The 18718-nt window shown below is 41.3% G+C and carries 22 protein-coding genes; 5 read left to right on the top strand and 17 right to left on the bottom strand.

The window, feature by feature from the left end:
- Positions 1-51 precede the first annotated feature (51 nt).
- From AC1DWN_RS06495 to AC1DWN_RS06480, 4 genes are all read right to left on the bottom strand, one after another.
- Positions 52-918, bottom strand: a complete 867-nt coding sequence (locus tag AC1DWN_RS06495; RefSeq protein WP_477558105.1) for an SDR family oxidoreductase — start codon at positions 916-918, stop codon at positions 52-54.
- A gap of 2 nt (positions 919-920) precedes the next feature.
- A complete protein-coding gene (locus AC1DWN_RS06490) occupies positions 921-1424 on the bottom strand; it encodes a hypothetical protein (protein ID WP_477558104.1) in 504 nt (167 codons plus the stop codon).
- 108 nt (positions 1425-1532) lie between these two features.
- Positions 1533-2099: a MarR family winged helix-turn-helix transcriptional regulator gene (locus tag AC1DWN_RS06485; protein ID WP_477558103.1), complete on the bottom strand. Its 567-nt coding sequence runs from the start codon at positions 2097-2099 to the stop codon at positions 1533-1535.
- Between the two features lie 670 nt (positions 2100-2769).
- Entirely contained in the window at positions 2770-3000 is a 231-nt protein-coding gene (locus AC1DWN_RS06480; protein WP_477558102.1) for a hypothetical protein, read from the bottom strand.
- Between the two features lie 114 nt (positions 3001-3114).
- On the opposite strand from AC1DWN_RS06480, the gene AC1DWN_RS06475 reads away from it, so the two are divergent.
- Complete coding sequence (locus AC1DWN_RS06475) at positions 3115-3246, top strand: hypothetical protein (RefSeq protein ID WP_477558101.1); 132 nt, start codon at positions 3115-3117, stop codon at positions 3244-3246.
- Positions 3247-3309: 63 nt separating this feature from the next.
- Positions 3310-4263 carry an AraC family transcriptional regulator gene (locus tag AC1DWN_RS06470; protein ID WP_477558100.1) on the top strand — a complete coding sequence of 318 codons (954 nt, stop codon included), beginning with the start codon at positions 3310-3312 and terminating at the stop codon, positions 4261-4263.
- On the opposite strand, the gene AC1DWN_RS06465 is transcribed toward AC1DWN_RS06470, so the two are convergent.
- Entirely contained in the window at positions 4250-5863 is a 1614-nt protein-coding gene (locus AC1DWN_RS06465) for an alpha-amylase family protein (RefSeq protein ID WP_477558099.1), read from the bottom strand. The genes AC1DWN_RS06470 and AC1DWN_RS06465 overlap by 14 nt on opposite strands.
- 205 nt (positions 5864-6068) lie before the next feature.
- Positions 6069-6431 carry an NUDIX hydrolase gene (locus AC1DWN_RS06460; protein ID WP_477558098.1) on the bottom strand — a complete coding sequence of 121 codons (363 nt, stop codon included), beginning with the start codon at positions 6429-6431 and terminating at the stop codon, positions 6069-6071.
- Positions 6432-6806: 375 nt separating this feature from the next.
- Here AC1DWN_RS06460 and AC1DWN_RS06455 point away from each other — a divergent pair, with 375 nt between their 5' ends.
- Positions 6807-7463 carry an iron-containing redox enzyme family protein gene (locus AC1DWN_RS06455; protein WP_477558097.1) on the top strand — a complete coding sequence of 219 codons (657 nt, stop codon included), beginning with the start codon at positions 6807-6809 and terminating at the stop codon, positions 7461-7463.
- A 25-nt stretch (positions 7464-7488) separates the two neighbouring features.
- The gene (locus tag AC1DWN_RS06450; protein ID WP_477558096.1) at positions 7489-7935 is read left to right on the top strand and encodes a hypothetical protein; all 447 of its coding nucleotides are present in this window, start codon (positions 7489-7491) and stop codon (positions 7933-7935) included.
- A gap of 164 nt (positions 7936-8099) precedes the next feature.
- Here the strand turns inward: AC1DWN_RS06450 and AC1DWN_RS06445 are convergent, their stop codons facing one another.
- Positions 8100-8303: a hypothetical protein gene (locus AC1DWN_RS06445; RefSeq protein ID WP_477558095.1), complete on the bottom strand. Its 204-nt coding sequence runs from the start codon at positions 8301-8303 to the stop codon at positions 8100-8102.
- Between the two features lie 158 nt (positions 8304-8461).
- Entirely contained in the window at positions 8462-8824 is a 363-nt protein-coding gene (locus AC1DWN_RS06440; protein WP_477558094.1) for a VOC family protein, read from the bottom strand.
- Between the two features lie 444 nt (positions 8825-9268).
- Between AC1DWN_RS06440 and AC1DWN_RS06435 the strand changes: the two genes are divergently transcribed.
- Positions 9269-9565 carry a hypothetical protein gene (locus AC1DWN_RS06435; RefSeq protein ID WP_477558093.1) on the top strand — a complete coding sequence of 99 codons (297 nt, stop codon included), beginning with the start codon at positions 9269-9271 and terminating at the stop codon, positions 9563-9565.
- 126 nt (positions 9566-9691) lie between these two features.
- On the opposite strand, the gene AC1DWN_RS06430 is transcribed toward AC1DWN_RS06435, so the two are convergent.
- The 9 genes from AC1DWN_RS06430 to AC1DWN_RS06390 form a co-directional block, all read right to left on the bottom strand.
- On the bottom strand, positions 9692-10477 hold the full coding sequence (locus AC1DWN_RS06430; RefSeq protein ID WP_477558092.1) for a hypothetical protein: 786 nt from the start codon (positions 10475-10477) through the stop codon (positions 9692-9694).
- Positions 10478-10857: 380 nt separating this feature from the next.
- Positions 10858-12864: a DUF5054 domain-containing protein gene (locus tag AC1DWN_RS06425; RefSeq protein WP_477558091.1), complete on the bottom strand. Its 2007-nt coding sequence runs from the start codon at positions 12862-12864 to the stop codon at positions 10858-10860.
- Positions 12865-13313: 449 nt separating this feature from the next.
- Positions 13314-13781 carry a DUF2691 family protein gene (locus tag AC1DWN_RS06420; protein WP_477558090.1) on the bottom strand — a complete coding sequence of 156 codons (468 nt, stop codon included), beginning with the start codon at positions 13779-13781 and terminating at the stop codon, positions 13314-13316.
- Positions 13782-14145: 364 nt separating this feature from the next.
- A complete protein-coding gene (locus AC1DWN_RS06415) occupies positions 14146-14478 on the bottom strand; it encodes a YrdB family protein (RefSeq protein WP_477558124.1) in 333 nt (110 codons plus the stop codon).
- Positions 14479-14768: 290 nt separating this feature from the next.
- The gene (locus tag AC1DWN_RS06410; protein WP_477558089.1) at positions 14769-15332 is read right to left on the bottom strand and encodes a peptide ABC transporter substrate-binding protein; all 564 of its coding nucleotides are present in this window, start codon (positions 15330-15332) and stop codon (positions 14769-14771) included.
- A gap of 160 nt (positions 15333-15492) precedes the next feature.
- Positions 15493-16290, bottom strand: coding sequence for a phosphotransferase (locus tag AC1DWN_RS06405; protein WP_477558088.1), 798 nt, complete (start codon positions 16288-16290; stop codon positions 15493-15495).
- A gap of 444 nt (positions 16291-16734) precedes the next feature.
- A complete protein-coding gene (locus AC1DWN_RS06400; protein WP_477558087.1) occupies positions 16735-17175 on the bottom strand; it encodes a hypothetical protein in 441 nt (146 codons plus the stop codon).
- Between the two features lie 165 nt (positions 17176-17340).
- Entirely contained in the window at positions 17341-17643 is a 303-nt protein-coding gene (locus tag AC1DWN_RS06395; RefSeq protein ID WP_477558086.1) for a hypothetical protein, read from the bottom strand.
- A gap of 244 nt (positions 17644-17887) precedes the next feature.
- Complete coding sequence (locus tag AC1DWN_RS06390; protein ID WP_477558085.1) at positions 17888-18409, bottom strand: hypothetical protein; 522 nt, start codon at positions 18407-18409, stop codon at positions 17888-17890.
- Positions 18410-18718 lie beyond the last annotated feature (309 nt).

Genomic DNA, 18718 nt, shown 5'->3' with positions numbered 1-18718 from the left:
GGAACAAAATGCTGCCAACGACACAAATTTCAAAATAGGTGGACTCCGCCTCTACCGGAAATTTTCTACACACTCATGCAGAAAGGCGTCTAGCGTGCGTGGCTCTCTGCCGAGCAAGCGCTTCACAGTGTCATTTGGACTTTCTGGCACCACCGTAGACATGGTTTGAATTTCCACAACGTGGTTCGCGAGCCAAAGAGGCATATGCCCGTGCTCGATAAGATTGCGGAGTAGTACTTGGGGTTCCATGTTGATGTAGCTTATCGGCCGATTAAGCAGGGCGGATAGTCGACTCGCGATCTGGGGATAACTGAAAATCTCCGAACCAGTAAGCGTATATATTTGGCCTGATACCTCGCGGTTGGTCAGAACTTCTGCGGCAACATCTGCGATATCGCGACAGTCAATGAAGTTACACGGTGAATCGCCCATGGAGCCGAAGAAAACATTTTGGGTTGTGATCGTTGGTGCAAGGCGCATTAAGTTTTGCATGAACGCATAAGGGCGCAACACGGTGTGGGTGAGACCCGATTCCCTCAGCGTTTTCTCGATTTCTTGATGCCAGCCCGCCACTGCCACTGGAGAGCTCTGCTCAAAGGCAGGGCTGGATATTTTTACGATGTGTTTGATTCCAGATTCGGCGGCAATCTGAATGATTGAAGTTTCCAATTGGATTTGTCTTGGACTGTTGGACATGGCAAGGAAGAGCTGGCTAGCACCTGTAAACGCGCGGCGCAGCGATTCGGGGTCGGAAGCATCCGCCGATGCGACCTCGATAGTTGATAGGCCTTTTTCTCCAATCTGATCACGCAACTTCTCTGGCTCTCTGCTCAGCGCCCTGACGGGTACGCCAAGATCAACCAAACGTTCCAAAAGCGCACTGCCTATCGTACCTGTTGCTCCCATAATAACTATCATTTTTATCTTCTCCTTTTGGATGAAAAATTAGTTGTGACGGCAAGACGCCACCGCCATGTCACTATCGTGCTTGCAATAAATCCAGATAACGGGAAATCGATCCAGACACGATCGACCCAGGCCCAGTGATTGCTCGGAATCATAAATTCTATTAAACCAGATGTCAGCCATGCGGCGTATAGGCCAAACGAGGACCCTACCAATGCGAACACCCCTACTACAATCAAGTGAGGTGCACCTATAATCCATCGTATACGGCCCCCTCGGCTGCGCAACCAAAGGCCAATCATCAAGGCCATCAAGGCCGATGCACCGCCGATTGTGGTCAACGCCCCTATTTGAAGCCCCCTATCGGCAGTGACCATTCCCCCAATACCTGCCATGATGGCAGGAGCAGCATAGGCCATTACAACTTCACGCCATAGTACAAAAGTCTTTTTCTTGGAACCAGCAGCCTTGATGCCGTAAACATCATCTGTCTGATTCGGGTATTTCATCTTGTTCATTTAGTTGCTCCCTTCTTCTTTGAAATAGTTCAACGATTGCTTTCAGCGAGATATAATTAGTGTCCTAACTATATAAGGATAAAAATAGGCTAGCTTCACTAGCCCATTCTACTCATTACTGATGTTTCCCTTTGGTTTCGAGCCTAGTTCGCACGTAAGTGCTGAGATGCCTTGTGTAACTCGGCCTAGCAAGTCGAGAAATACGCTGCGCTCATCGATATTGAGCAAGCCCACCATTGCTTCCAGCCGGGTGAAATGCTCAGGAGCCATATCACGGAGCTTCTTCGCTCCTTCTTCCGTCAAAATGACCGATCTCTGACGGCCATCGTCTGAGCTTGATCGCCGGGATACTAGACCATCTCGTTCAAGAATGTCGATAAGACCAGTCACTGTAGCACGTGTAACACCAAGATGCTCCGCTAGTTGCGAAGGCAACACTTCTCCTTCGTTATCTTCAAGGTCTGCCAATAAACGATATCTCCCTGTTGATAAACCAAATCGGGAGAAATGAATCTCCGAGGCATGTCCAAGCTTGGCTCCCGCTGCCATTAGCCTAGACGCGACGAGTATAGCCTGTGCATCTATGTCTAGGTTATAGCGATCAATCTGACGCTTGGATTGTACAAGCGAGGGAATAGCGTCAATGTCATTTATTATTTTATTATTGTTGTTCATATACATAGTATGGTTCCTAATCACTTTTGTGTCAACACATTTTTATAACACATCAACACCCCGCCTTTCTTCATATCTGGAACTGTATTCCTCCTCGACCAATGCAAAAGGCTCGATCTCTCTTTTATTCCAAATCTAGTTAGAGCTGTTTGATCCTCATCAACCGAAGATTACACCAAATATAATGGAGTTATATAGTTGTATTTGGTTATGTTATCCTGCCAGTTAGCTTTATAGAGAAAGGGAGCAGCTGCCGCAGCTGAACTGTAACCCGAAAGATAGACACTTTAGAAAAAGTGCCCGTCTTTCGGGTTTTTGTGTTTTAATAAAAAATACTACAGTGAATGAGGTAAACCTTAACCATGTCCAAACGCCTATTTACAACAACACAGATTAAATTGCTTGAGTCTAATTCTAATATTGAGAACGTATCAGAAAGAGCAATATCATATAAATCTGAATTTAAATTACATAGTTAATCTCAAACGAATCATTACTCTCATGAAAGAATCAAAGTAAAAGAATAAAGAGAAAGCGACATTCCGTTCTAATTTGAACGAAATGTTGCCTTTTTGATTTGAAACATGTCTTCAACTAATTAACAACGCAAGTTCTTCAATGGCCTCGTTCAGTGCAGGAATCATCTCTTACGTGTGGCCTTTCAATGCATCTACGAATGGAACTGTGGCAGCAAATCAGCATGAATTTCGAGCATCTGCTCCAATGCTTTATAAGCAGCCTCCTTATTGCCAATAGCCGGATCTACGTCAATTGCTAGCTTCGCTATGGCAACATTTCCAGTTACTGCTACTTCTATGACGAGTTCGTGAACATCCGAGATAACTCGGCACATTTGCAGGAGTGGTTCTGGAAAGGCTGGAACCTCTAAAGTATGGATCATGCTCCCGGCTTCCATGGTCRAATAAACGATCATAGTGCATACTGCCTGCTCTAATCTGCTTCAGCTCTCCCAATCGGCGATTGCGGTCTTCGAGCGAACCATGGTACGGAGGAGTTGTCGTATAATGAACGTCCTCTTGATGCGGAAGATATTCTACATGATGATCAACATGTCCAGCTGCAATTGCCCCATACTTATGCAGCCATCGTTTTCATTATGGATTCCTTCCTCTCGGTTGTCATTTGATTGCAATATTCCAGTTGTAAGAGAGATAATACATGTATAAACATTTTTGTTTACGAAGGAGCTATGATGAGCGATCTTATCCCTGCGCTTAACCAATCGTTTCCCAATTATAAAGAACAGCTTTTCTTATACGGCATGCGTACGTACCAATTCGGTCCTGGTCCCGTATGCGATTTGCATCTGCATCATCGCATGCTCGAAATCAATATCGTTCTAAGCGGCGAACAAATAGCACGTATTGGAAATGAAAGCTTCTCACAGCATGAAGGCGATATTATTCTAATTCCACCTATGAAGCTGCATGACTTTCATGTTCCGCAGCAGCAGTCGATGAGCGGCTTTGTCATTCATTTGCAAAATGTAGACAGCAAGTTGCTCTACGCATTTCGATCAAGCGGAAAGTATTTGTTTGCAAGAGAGCACCCTCTCAATCAACATCTTAACCCTCTGCTCAAAGCACTAATTGCTTGCTTAAAGCAGGATACGTCTACTCACCGCGTCTTTATGCTTTGTAACGAAATGCTCGTGCATTTGGAGGAGTATGTCAGCAGAACAGCAACACACTCCACCAATAAACCAAACGAGCAGCCTCTTGCTGATCGGATCGCTAGGGAAATTGAGGCGCTGCTCAGCACATTCAATGAACTGGGAACGGATTCATCCACGAGCAATTGGCTTGAAACCATCGCAGCCAAGACTGGCATTAGCCGCAGACATGCCGGCCGCTTGTTTCAACAAGCTTACGGGATGTCGCCTCGTCATTATTTATCGATCATTAGACAGCAGGAAGCGATGCATATGCTTGTAATGCGAAACGTACCGCTTGAAGAGATCGCTTTCCGAATTGGATTCGAGAATGTGCAAAGCTTCATTAGGCAGTTCGCCAAGTGGACAGGATTAACCCCAGGCGCATATCGGAGACAGCATATATCAACGATAAGCTATTTAACACCGCTTGAGGTGGAGCCTCATTCAGGTCATTTATCCAGCTCCGATCCTACTGCTACCTTAAAATAATTTCTGGACGCTCATTCAGCTGTACGCCGCGCTCAGCATACCAATCGAAACGCCGTTCCTCTCCGGAGAGCTGCCAGTGGGACGGACAGCGATCATCAAGCCAGTCTAGTGGTTCAGCCGGCGGCAGCGGTTTAGACGCTCGCTCGAACGCTTTGCGAATGGCTGCTTCCTGTTCCGCGCCAACCGCCTTTGGATCTGCGGAGATGAACAGCGGTGTGCCGCTTTCGGACAATAGCTCCAGCCACTGCTTGTTCAAATTCCAAGGCACATCGCTCGTCAAGCCGACACAATCGGCATCAACCGCAAAGAAGGTATCATGCTGCGACATGCGAAACGCAAGTGTGTTGACACCCATTTTGCGAGTGCGCTCCCATTCTTTGCMGCTCGTATCGTCACCAGTCCGCTGAATTTCAACCAAGCCCGCAGCCAAATGCCCGACTGTATTACAGCCAATAATCAAGCTATCTGCGGATGCTTCTGCAATCTTCTTATACAAAGCGACAATAATTTCCGCTGTCGTCTTCGTTCGATCGGCAAACGCTAAACCATGATTGCTCAAAGATGCGCCCATTTCGAAGCCCCATTTGGCAAAAATATCGAAAGTGGAGAAATCATGTTTGATAAGATCATATCCCCAATCATGCAGCTTGCGAATTTCATCGCCTACATAATCAAGTACATCGGGAACACTTGGGTCCAAATAAATGCCGTCCGTTTGATGACGAAACCTTTTCCAATGATAAGGCACACTGTTTGCGACTAATAGCGGTCTGCACCATATGCCAGGTCGAACTCCAATCCCTTTCATATCGCTAGCTAATTTCTCCATATCGGAAAACTGATAGTTAGGCTGCCAAGGTCCACCGTTGCAGCTACCCCCTCCGCTGCAAAGCTGCCAACCATCATCAATGACCATAAACGGACGGTTATCCACCGAAGAAGACCAATCCGATACGCGCTCCGAATCCGCGATTATTTCTGCAGTCGAGCTTTTTCCGTAGGCGTAATACCAATTATTCCCTCCATAAACCGGCTGTGCAGGAAGGAGAGGCTGCTTGCACATCATTCGGCAAAAGGCTGTAGCTGCACTGAATGCCGATTCGCCCTCTTCGCCTTCTCTCGTTACAATTACTGCAGCTTCGAGCGTTCTATCGCCCAGCAGCACTCCCGCTTCACCGCAGCGGACATCAAGCGTAAGGCTAATCCCACCTGCATCAGCTTGCCAATAACAAAAGGAGCTTGTGCCGGTTTCTACGCCGTAGCCATGCGTCCGTCCTCCTCCTGACAAGAGAAAATACCATGGCATTTCTCGTTCAGCAACAAGACCTCTCCACTCCAAATCTCCATAACCGCGTTCCCATTGATCACCCAGTACGCGAATGCCGCTATCGAGCTTTCGTTTCCATCTCAAATGAAGCCGCCTTACTGGTGTCTGGCCTGCACTTAATCGAACGGCCATACGATTAGTCATTGATTCAAATGAAATGACGGTTTCACCTGCATACCATTCCCTTGAACGAAAAGAAGCGCGAACCCATCCCTCTTCCCATTCGATTTCAACATTGTCCGGATTGGCTAATAGATCTATAAATTCCATCATGAGTACCTCCCGTTTATAAACATCGTTAATATAAACCGAGTATAGTATTCACTGGCTCCAATTTGAATAACGAAATGAGTCGTTTCGCGAATAAATAATGAACCAATTGGGACATGGAAACTCAAAAAAAGACTGCCGCCGTCACAAAATGGCATTGAACAGTCTTCTAGTTATTTTTGTGATGGCTACTTTAAGAGCTTCTTTCTTATGACCTGCACGAGACGAGTGAAATAGTATTGCCAAACGAATAAACCCCGACTTGAACCATCTTGGTCCAAGTCGGGGTTTCCTTTAGTTCAAAACTAAGTATTATTTCCTCATCCTTTGGAATGAAACAGTGAAATATCCCAACTTGTGCATTGAGTCTACCATGATAATAAAATCCCGTTAATACTACATCCTGAACTTCTATTCCAAGTTCTTCATGACATTCACGAGGAAACGCTTGATGAATGGTTTCACCAGGCTCAACACTACCACCAGGTAAACTCCATCCCTTATTTTTGTATTTTTTCGTGTGTCTAAATATAAGGAAAGGAAGTCGAGTCTGAAATATTGTTAGAGACAATTAGGGGTTTAAAAATTGAAAGTTCTTAAATAGCATATTAAACTAAGCGTAGAAATTGCCGATGATAAGTATAGAGCCGCAACCTCACGAATACCAAAAGCAAGATTTAGGTGGACCTGAAGTCGATAATCCTATTGAGCAACAGAAATTTATTGAATCACTTGTCAATTACCGAATAGGCCTAAAAAGTTGGAACTGTAACTTTGGGCTTTTTATAGAGAAGAATTAAGAATGCTCCTAAAKAAGTGTTATTAAATTTATAAAAGGAGGTGATTTACTAAAGACTTGATGCATTACTATACTTATCCTACATAAGCATTCATACTAGCGAAAAACATAATAGCACGATTAGAGAATCTACTAGGAGGAAAGAACATGACTACAACTGCAACTACAACTGCAACTACAGCTGCATATGTAACATCTATTAATGAAATTATCGAGGGACAACTAAAGCGTCTTAAGGAGACTAACCCTTTCTTCACAGATTTTCCACAGCAAGTACAAGCTTCGGATTTAAACTGGTGCTCACATCTTTATCATCTTTCGTATCATTTCGCAGAACTACTTAAAGTGCGTTGGGATCGTTTCCCTGGAGAAGACCACGATCTATTTGAAACCCATTATCAAGAGGAGAAAGATCATCCTGAAATGCTTCGCGAGTTTATGATCGGTCTAGGACTACCAGATCCGATTAATACACTACCTAGTTATGAAACAGAAAACTTTATTTCTGCATTATACAGAGCTGCAGCTGTAATGGAAAATAACTTGTCTCTTCTTATTATTAATAGTACAGCTGAGAAATTTGCTCATATGATGTATGTTCATGTTCTAGAGCGACTTGAGAACTCAGGAATAGGGAATCTAACTTATTGGGAAGTACACACTGTAGCGGATGAAGAGCATAGTAATGTTTATCAATATTTGTCCAATATGAGCGAAGAACAGGTGGAAGAAGCTAAACACCTGATTAAATATACTGTTTATGCAATCGATAAAATGCAACTTTCATGGGTTGCAAATAACTAAACTACCATTCGGAGGTATATAGAAAATGTCAGAAAAAGTTACTTATCACGTAGATAGAGATAGAAAAGTTGTTAGTTGGCAAGTACGCGAGAATATGACTGTAGAGGATGCCCAAGCTGCGGCAACTGAAATTAAGAATGCAGTTGAGAGCTTCAACGGTGAGGAAGTTATGATACTTGTCGATAACCGTTATATGATTCGTGCAGGAAGACCTATCGTGTTCACTCCTGATGTGAATAAAATCTGGGGGGATTTACAAGGGTATCTTCTGCTGAAAGTGACCAAGGTTGCAGTCCTCTGTTGTAGTATGATGTTGAAAATGCAAATGGATCGCATTGCTCGAGAGTCTGAACTTATTTCTAAACTTCAAAGCTATTATAACGAAGATCATATTGTTTCGGCTAAAGAAGCATATGAGTTCTTGGGTATTTCTGGTAACAAATTGATTGATACCGAAATAGTTCAGGCTTAGTAAGTATACTAAAGGGTATGGGGTGGTTATCACCTCATACCCTTTTTTTACATAGATAGCCTAGGTGGAGAATAAATGCGCCGATAAATTTAGGGGGATATGTCGTTGATTTCTGAGATTGATTATGAGAATCTCCATGGGAGCTTAGTATATATCAGGTTGCCTTATAAAATAGTCATCATGTGATTCATTACCCATCTTAGTTCTAGGAGAACTAATACCAACAAAATCTTTCCAGTTTCAGGGCTTAAACTGTATTTTATTTCGTCTAGTTCATAATGTTTAATCCCAAGTTCTTTTGAAAGACGTCTGGCAATATATGATTTACCACTGCCGCTTGATCCGATAATATGTATTTTCTTTCTCATCTAAAAACCAACTTTCCAATATGGTTCATCCATATGTTGACATGCGGCAACCCTTTCAGTATTCAACTATCGTTTCCCGTTAGCGTAATAAGGCTACCATTATGTCAGATTCAAAAGCAGCCCATAAGATAATAAAATGTTAGCCAACTCAAGGTCATTCAAATCGAGCAAGCCATCAGTATATTGCCATCCAGGTCTTTGAAATGAATCACATCTTGTTCTCTATGTACAATTTCTACTCCAAGCTGGGTTAGGAATTGAAAGGTAGCTTCGTTATCAGGTGCTGTTAAACTAAAAATTGGCTCAGGGGAAGGAGTTACTACATCTCTTTTTCCCAAAAAAATGTTCGAACAATGACTTTCGCTTAAACCAAAAATATGAATATCATCCCTAGTTATCTCTGGAATAAGTAAACCCAATAATTTGCAGTACCATTCAATAGAATTCTTTAAATCTGTTACATAGACGAAGACTGCGGGAACGATTGGTTTAATTGGCGTAGCAATCATTTGTTCTCCCATATAACTTTATCCCTTCATCAGTTGGAATTTATTACCTATATCTATGACTATATCGTACATTTGTATTACAGTAAAGAGTGTACATCTTCTACACTAAACTGCCCGTTAGCTTAACAAACCTATAGCAATACTCTTTGTTAAATGAAGGTGATCAGGTAGGTTTCAGCGAAATATTCATCTTAAGTGATGATATGACGATAACGGAGGGAAGACAAATGGACGTGTTTTTTCGGAAGGTACAGAAGTTAGTGACACCTATCCTGAGGATATTATAAAAATGACTGCTGGAGTACCTGCTTCTATAATTTCGTAGACCACGGCTGGGGTTTCACCTTCCTTTATAAAAGTAGAGATGTATCTGCATTCGATTTTTCGTATGAGGAAGATGAAATTGAATTACAGAATTATGTACAAGAACGGTTTCCTGAAGAAGAAGCTGTTGAATTGCTCTATGTGAACCCCAATTCAGACGCTTTTAGGGTTAAAATGCTTAAGGAATTCTATAAGGAACATAGCAAGGAAGACAAAGTAAAGAAACTTATTAAGAGTCTTGACGTGGACGCTTTTGCGTTGTTCAACATCGATTCGGGTGGACTTGATAGACTGCGAGATATTTTCCGTATTGAGTCGTTGGTCAGTCTCCAAGATCGTTTTACCTTGATTGACGACTTCAAAGCGACTATAGATATCAAGGAAATGTGCTGGATCCGTGCCGATCGGATAGAGAATCTGATGAATTAACAACTGCCTCTCGATTGAATCATTAAGCTGCACTAGCCGCTAGCCCTGACCTGAAATTAAGTTAGGGCTAGCGGCTATTTTGTTGAACTAACGTTTCCCGTTAGCACAACAAAATGAATAATTGGCTCAAGAAGAAAAAGCCGGAAGACCGCGCCACGCGATGACCGGAGGCAGCGTCCGAAGTCCGATTTTGCTCAAGTAGAGAAGTATTGGGATGAGATGGCTGATGATAGGTTCGACGATCTCGAACTCATGCAAGTCCATCGACTGCCGCAGGCAATTAATAAAGGAGAGYAATTCGGCTATCGATAGTTTGTTGACCTCAGCTAGTGTATGGCCGGCGATGTGGATATCCGACACACCCTTGCTCAACCCAGTTCCCTGGCACACCGAACACTCTGTTTGTTTGGAGAAAAACGATATCATCCTCAGATTGCCTTTGCTGGTTGTGCGTGCGTCGATCATGGATTGAAGATCGGATACGCAGCCGCGGTAATAGTCCGTACGGAGCCTCTTATTATGTACAAACGAAACGGGTTCCTTGTCATACCCATATAGTAGGACGGAAATAAACCCCGGATCCTGCTCCTCGAGCGGCCTCAGATAATCGATTCCAAGCATCGCCGCTAACTGCTTGATTCTCGGTACCGGCGCGCAATCCGTTCCTGCCCATAAGAGGACGGCGCCATTCTTGAGTGACAGCTCGGGGGCGATCATACGCCCGTGGTCGATCTCAGTCGACGCAACGGTTCCACCGCACTCGGCACAAGGACCGTATGAATCGGCGATCCTCGTCTCCGCCATGYTTCCGTAAAGCACGCCAAGGTATTCCGATACGGTCATCATGACGCCGACAAGGGCCCCCGGACGTTTGGGGTTGAACGATCTAACAGGAATCTGTGTGCGATCCATGGGTCCACACTCCTTCGGTTGAATGCGATTTATACTGCACAAGTTCCCATTCCACACTGCCGCTCCAATTCCTTTTTTCAGACCTAAGTTTATTCGTCTAAACTGCCCGTTAGCTCAACGAGGCTGCCGTTCCATGTCGGCAGCCTCGTTATGTTGATTGTTACGCTATAGTTACCCGTTAGCGTAATGACCTAGCCTGAGAATACTTTATCAAACACATCTTGAAGGAATATCGCTTAAACGGTCTAAATGTACCTAAAAAACAGTCTAGATAAGAGAATAAACTGTTTTTTTTGATGAAGAGGCATCGGCGTATGCCCATTTCCAGTGTAATAATCGTTTACCCTGTGAACAGAGTGAATTATGTTCGCAGGAAATTTTTATCCCAACACTAACTCAAAACGAGCGAAAATATCTTCTTCATACCACATCGTGAAATTAGTTCCCCATGTTGTGTTCAATAGTGTAAACGTAAATTTATTGTTGTCTTGATGGTATTTGTTGTTATAACTTAGATTGTTATTTGTTCCGATTCCCAAAAGAGGGGCATCAATAGGTTTAATATTGATTTTTTTATCGCTACCATCGTAAATTAACTCTTCAATCATGTGTTGCAACTTATTTCCGTGACCTACCACTTCAAAAGGTGAAATAACGGTATCAATTTTACGAATCTTAGTTAAGTACGGCGAATTCAAACGTGGTGTAATGTCAAAAGAATAAATTTCTGGATAACGAATTGCATCTTTATCCTTTAATAAAAGTCCAATTTCAACTTTATCTCCAAATTGATATTTAACCTTTACAACTCTTGGAGCACCATACTCCTCCACAGCTCTTTGGCTATACTTTAAAGTTGCAATAATCGAATCATTTTCCTTAACTAATTTCACAAAATGTGGTGTGAAATTTTCATTCAATTGAATGCGTTTTTGAATTTCCATTCCTGGCTTTAAGAAGTCAATTGCCCACCAATTATGTTGTAATTCACGCAAATAGTTGCAACGTAGGTTATCATAGTCATTTTGCCCAGCAATTGTATAGCTCAGAACCCCGAGTTTGTTGTCCTGATCAAAGTAAAGTGTTCCATCCTTTTCTAAGTGGTTAATTGAACCATCGCTAGCAAACATAACTTGATACCCGTTTACCGAAATCAATTCTTCCAAACCACATTCAATACCTTGGTTTTCAAAGATATGATATGGAACTTCGATAAGTTTTTTAATGTTATTTTGATCTTTAGGCTCCAAACAAGCTATTGCACGATCAACGTTCTTGCGTTGTTCTTCCCATGAAGACTCATAAAATTTGTACGAACGATCAGTCCACTCATTATAAGTGAATTGCATTTCGCCAACAGTTGCATCTTTAACAATTCCATAAGCGTAGGTTAAATCAAGATCGGTAATTTGGTCTAAACTACGCGCTCGTTGGAAGTCTTTCTTTTCATAATTCATATAGTCACTGAAATAGCGTTTGATATCCATTCCGCAAGTATGCTCTGGAACTAACATCGCATAGAAATTAGCATCATCATTTTCTATTTTGTTATCAGACATGTAATTAGTTAAAATCCGATAATCACGAATGATTTTCGGATCAGACATCATTCCGTGAATCCATGTGTCCCCAATCTCCTCTGTAATAACTGGCAGTTGGTCACGTACTTCCCAAATTTCATTTGCAAACTGATCCATTGAAGTCATTTCAAGCTCATAGTCTGGATACTCATTCGCCATTTTTGACAAAAAGACGTTAATTTTCTCTTTTGTTCCTGGACCACTATTATCATGAGTATGCATAAACGCCAGCTTGTTATCCATGCAATCAATTCCGATTACGCCACCATAGTCGTCTGAATAAGAGACAATTATCTCACTTTCGCCATTCTTCCATAGAAATGTATCTGGAACTTCTGGAATTGAGCTCGAGCCATTTACACCAATGTGTAGGAATTTAATTCCTTGACGATATAACTCATCAACAATCCCGATAGTATGTCCCGGGACGTCAGTCATCTTTGCGCTTGTTGTTTTGTATCCATAACGAGCATCTAACTTCTTTGAGATTGAAGTCATGTAATGTAAAGTTTGAGGTGTCATAGTTTCAGATTCAAACGTACACGGGATTGCGTGCCAGCGAATGTAACCTTTCTTTATGGCGTCGTCTAGCTTTTTACAAGCTTCTTCATCCATGTTTTTGAAGTAATATTCAATAATAAAGCTACCTGTTGTCCAAACAAAGTCTTTGCCCTCTTTTCTTAAGTCTTCAGCTAAAGTGATTGCGTTTTGAATGTAATCATGGCAATACTTGTGCAAGACATTTTCTGCTAAATCGGTAAAACCAATGTCAAAATGAGTTTTGTTTACCACATAGATTTTTTTCATTTCTATAATCACGCCTCTCTTAGTCATAATACGTCGTGAAATAATTGCTTTCAGGCTTTTACTCCACTTTTGTTTTTACAAGGTTCGGCCATTCCAATTCGGACTCTGAATCATGATCTCTCATAAAACACCTCTTAATAATTAATTATTGGTATTTCACTTAACATCTCCGCATATTGTGGGGTATTCAAAGTAATAATAGGTCATTCCATACGTCTTGTATTTATTTTATACGGACACATCTTTATAAAATCCTGACATTTTAATGTGTCTACCACCTGTTTCATACGATAAAATCTGATAAAACCAAATCAATCGCGAAAAAGTCATTAATACTCTAATTGAATTGTTTAATTAAACTGCCCGTTAGCTTAACAAAGAAGGGGAGTAGCTGCCATAGTATACTGCTCCTTATTTGTTCAACTAACGTACCCGTTAGAGTAACGTTACTACCATACAGATAGTCTAGTTCGCCCGTCATTTTCATCTGTTACGAACTGGACATTTTCGTAACCATTTAATTTTGCGTTATGATACAGACTTTCAAGTAAATCTTTATCTTTGCAATAGATCGTAACATAAGCACTATCAACGATTAAAAGAACGAGCTGACAGTCGCTATTTAAGAACTCTTCGTATGTTTTAATATCATTTACGTTCTTCTCTTTTGGGTAAGCTTTTACATTTGCGAAAATTAAATAATACTCGTTATTTTCTATGATTCCTTTAAGAATCACGCCATCCAAACCGTATACTTCTTCAGGAAAAAGTGGCTCCCCTAAAGTGTCTTCATTCACGAAATATGACTCCTCACCCCCAATATACCAGTTGAATGATGTCGTATCGAAGGGCTTCAATATATCTCCAAGAAAACTTCCGTACTCATTTGGAATCTCGAAACTAATTCCTCTTTTCATGTTTATCCCCCCCAGCATTATTCAATTATACTGCCCGTTAGTTGAGAAAACGACAGCCACTTCACCGGCTGCCGTTTCTTCGTTCTTATTGAGCTATCGTTACCCGTTTGTTGAACAACCGAGTGGGGCTTCCGGACTCTCCGACGCCCCCTTATTTATACAGTGTCGACATTCGCACCTTGTTTGCTGCGTATATCGCCAGACAGCCGCACCTGTTGATAGGCCATACAGCAGCCACACCCCATATACGAACAGCACGATGAGAAAGAAAAGGCAGCCAATATGATTGGATGCCTTTTCCTAATGGTTACTGCGGTGTAGTTCCTCATTAGTTGAATGAAAGTCAGGTTTTAGAAACCAAGCGTTATTTCAGGGAATACGGTCTCAATGTATACGTCAGAACCAGCTCTGTAAAGGCTACAATTAAGAATACAGCTGCTAGTTTATGAAGTCCAGATGCATACAAGACCGCAGCGGCTGACCCAAATACGGAGAGCTGGAGAATAAAACGAAGCGGAACCGGGACCGGAATTGAAGCCTTCGGAGAAATAAAAGTCCCCCATAAAATGGCAACCATTACTGGCGTCCCGATTCCGACCAGAACTCTGGTCAACAGGTCAGCACCCTCCAAATTGAATCCCCAATAACAAAAAGCAGCTAAGGAGAATAGCTCCAGTAGAAAAAAAAGAAGGTCCACAATGATCAAGTCGCTTCATCCCTTTTCATAATTAAAATAGTCTTGCACACGTTTTATTAATTGCTCTTTTTGATCTTTTGGTGATATAAAGTAATCAAGCAAAAAAATTGTATTCCTGCCCTAGCCTTCTAAATTGGCAGTCGGCTATCTCCATGCTCTACTGCCAGTTAGCTCAACGAGGCTGCCGTTACATGCCGGCAGCCTCGTTCTGGTGATTGTTAAGCTATAGTTCTCCGTTAGTTCAGCAACGTTATCTGTATGTCCGATTAATCGCTCCATCGAAATCTTAATTAACTAATCCATGTGTTGGTTGCTTCGGTCACTTTCCATTTACCGTCGATGAATTCCACAACAACTTTTGTACCTAACGCAGCTTTTGCTGATTTGTATAAGGAGCCTTCAACGACGACTTTGTTTTCCGCGATCTCCGTACTTTCGACTCGGAGTAATACCCCTTCGATATACCGAGCCCGCCCATTTAAAAGGCGACCTTCTTTCTCCAAATCCTCTAAGCTCGCTTGCATAACGTCAACGTTATAATGTTCAAAATGCCGTAAAATCATGTCCTGGTCTCCATCCGCAATATCGTTGAGGTTCCCCGTGTCGATTGCGATATACTTCATATCATTTGTTATCCCGTCCCAAAGTGGCATGAAAGCGTCTAAAGCGAGTCGATAAATTTCCCCCATGTTCTTCTTCGGTTCAGAATCATCTGTCACAACCGCCGTTTCTGCATAGTTATTAGTGGCGGTTTCCTTATTCGCATGGATCGCAAGATTATGTTCATCGACGTTTTTACTACAGCCCGTGAGCAATGCCAGTACAATGACTATAAGTGTTATATTGATTCTCATCTTATAAGCCCCTTTTGTGCATTTTTATCCATATCTAACTGACGAATGCACAACTATTATTGTTGCGTTATTCTGCCCGTTAGCTTAATAAAATGAGCAGACTACGCAGCCTGCTCATTAATGGTTTATTATTCAACTATCGTTCCCCGTTAGTTCAACCTTAAGTCCACTCTTTTCCATGTTTACGAATGAATTTAATCTCATTTTGATAATGTTCAAGGTGTCCTTCATCTATCATTTTTTGAAAAGCAATTTCACCTTCACTGGCTTTTATTTCCACGTATTTACATAATCCTTCTAATCGTAGCAATACCATCTCCAAATAATCTTCTTCCATTCCCTCAATACCGTAGGATTCAAAAAACAATTTAACTCTTTGTTTTATACGGTCGGCATCATGTAATGGATTATAATAAACTGCTTCACCTGTTTCGGTATGATAAAGCCTGCTTAAAGGAACGCAAGTGTAAAGTGTATAAGCTATGTCCCAAAGTCTTGGACCAGGAGCAGCAACATCAAAATCAATAATACCTACTGGTTTMTCATGATTAAAAATAATATTGTAGATGGCAAAATCATTGTGACATATAACCTCTATGTTATTTGGAGTATTGTCCATTGGTTTCCATTCGTCTGATAATGGAAAGTCACTCACAGCATCATGGTAAAGGCGGAGCATCTTCGCTATTTCTTTTAAAACATCATTAGACCACATGTATTCTTTTAAAGGATAATTGCCTGCTTCTCCTTCAATAAATGATAATATTTCTCTACCTTTTTCATCAATACCTAAAAACTTTGGTGCATAACTAAAACCTTTGTTTTCCAAATGCTCTAATAGCTTATGAATTTTGGTACTGTCTGGCTTTAATTCGCGTCGAACAGTATCTGCCGAACGATATACGTTTGAGACATTTCCTCCTGTTAGCATTTCTTCGTTTTCGTACTGACTTTTCATTAAAATTCCCCCAATTTAGGGACGCTATGATTGTGTCAATAGAGATGTATTTTTACCCATAACTAAAGGCAGATATACAAAGGTATCTGCTTGGCAATGGGAATTTAATTGTCCACACCATGTATCCCTTGAATGATTTCAGATAGACAAATAAACGCATCCTTAAGAATCAAGGACCGCAACTGTCTCTATCCAATTAAATAATCATTTCAAGGTATTCCACATGTGTAATATAGATTCCCCTTTCTTCACATCTCTAACTTAGATAATAACAAATAAGTCATAGTTTCTCAATTATTCTGCCCGTTAGCTTAACACTAATCACTGGGACATCTGTACAAAAACCGTTATTTTGTGAAGATGAAGAAGGAGCTGCCGCAGCAGCTCCTTCTTCGTTGTATAGGGTCATTCATTAAACTAACGTACACCCGTTAGCGGAATGAACTAACCTATTCGTCTTCTTTTTCTCCATACGATAATCATTGTTAAAAGGGACAAGAAACAGATAAAAGACAGTGTTACTATCCATTCTGGTACATTCGTTGTAACTTTAATCTGTCCAAATTTGGATGMCTTGAAAAACTTATCATTTACCTTAACTGCTATTACATCTTGAGTGTCTGCCCCTTTAATTTCAAACAACAAGCTTCCCACAAGTTTTCCATTTGACTCACCGTTCTTCTTTGGCATCGGAGTTCTTTGGCGCTTAATCTTTCCAATCTCATTGCCAATATCTTTGTTATCGACTTCCTCAATGGAGAGTCCATAAAGGAGATTATTCCAAGCAACGGCACTTGGATAGGTACTGGCTAATGCTCCTTCTATATTTGATAAAACCCCCGTTAAAATAATGACAAAGAACAAAAGGAATTTGAGATGCTTCATGTAGCCATACCTCCTATTTGTTGAACAATCGCCAGTTAAGCTGAGTATAGGCTACTGATCAACCGGCTCAAACCTTTGCCTGAACAATTAGACGAAAATATACGGCATTGTTGCGCAATTCTGCCCGTTAGCTTAATTGGGTTTGGTCTAAGGAGCTGCATCTAGTTACTCCAGAAGCAAATACGTATTTTCTAATCCCATCATTTCCTTTAGAGACTTACCTAAAGCATAATGATTTGGACTGTCCTTTTTTATAACACAAATGATATTTCCAGCTTCACCCTGAGAGAGGTTAGTTAATTGGAGATAGTCATTGTTGCCATAGATATATGATACCAAATAGTCGAAATAATCAAGAGACTTATCCTTCACATTCAATCCCACATTATATAACCTGACTTTCGTCCCTACCCAAATTTTCTCATCGTCTTCAATATCTATTAAGGGAATCCACGCTTCGGTTTCCAAATTAGCTCTCCCTCACTTCGCTCTGCATTAGTTTGAAAATGTATTATTCGTGGTTGGTCTTCAACACTCCTGCACGTTAGCTTAATGATGATTGCCATCCGACAAACTAAATCACGAAGGTGTGTCCACCTGAATCCGCTACCTCGAAATGCCTCGGACGGACCGATAGTCTAATGCCCCGAAGCGTGAATGCGATGTTATCGGATGTTCACGCCTTCCTCGAGATTGCTATATGAGATTTAACTTAATCATGAAACATAATTACAACTCTATAATGGGATGGATCTCTATGTACTAATCTCTTCAACGCCTTTAAAAATTCTTCTCCGCTTGCACTATAATCAACAACATCAACGACTAATTCGTTATCCATTGTGTAATCCTCATATTCTATCTTTTGATCCCAATTAAACTCGAAGATTTCGTCAAACGTAAACCAGGTACACGTATGAGACTCTCCACATTCAAACTCTTGTCTTATCTCTTCTGAAACATCATTCGGCAATCCTCTGGGCTTACTAATATATGGAATCTCAATGTATGCGTTTCTTTGATTTGCCAGAATTGCATGAAGCCTATAACCTCCACCCGTATATACCAAATCCCCCCAATCTGTATGCCACAACGAATGCTTTCGTTCAGGGTACAATACTGCATCTTCGTTCTTTATCCATTTATCTAGAGAGACCCAGACTCCATTTTGTTTTAAGATATCGTCACGTCGAAAAAACATCTTCTYGACGTAGCATAACATTACTGTCCCCATAGTATCTCCCCTGTGTTATTGCATGTATTTTCGAGTATATCTTATTTATGAACTTCGCGAAATTTCCATATTTAAGGTGTTCGTGAAGTGAAGTCGAGTAGAATGCAGGCCTACCATTTTGTAGGTTTGACCTGCAAGCCCTCACAGATCCGTACGTCAGACTGTCTAACAATTAAAGAAAAATCTTTTTTTTGGCATGAAAATGTATGTCCTTTGTCGAATCTTTATATCAAAGGAGATGAGCGCGTATGCCTTATATCGAAGGTGAAGATAGACATCAAATTCATTTACTGCCAAATACATTGGACG

The sequence above is a fragment of the Paenibacillus sp. P4_A7 genome (genome assembly GCF_056402455.1).
This window is presented reverse-complemented; position numbering and strand designations above follow the sequence as displayed.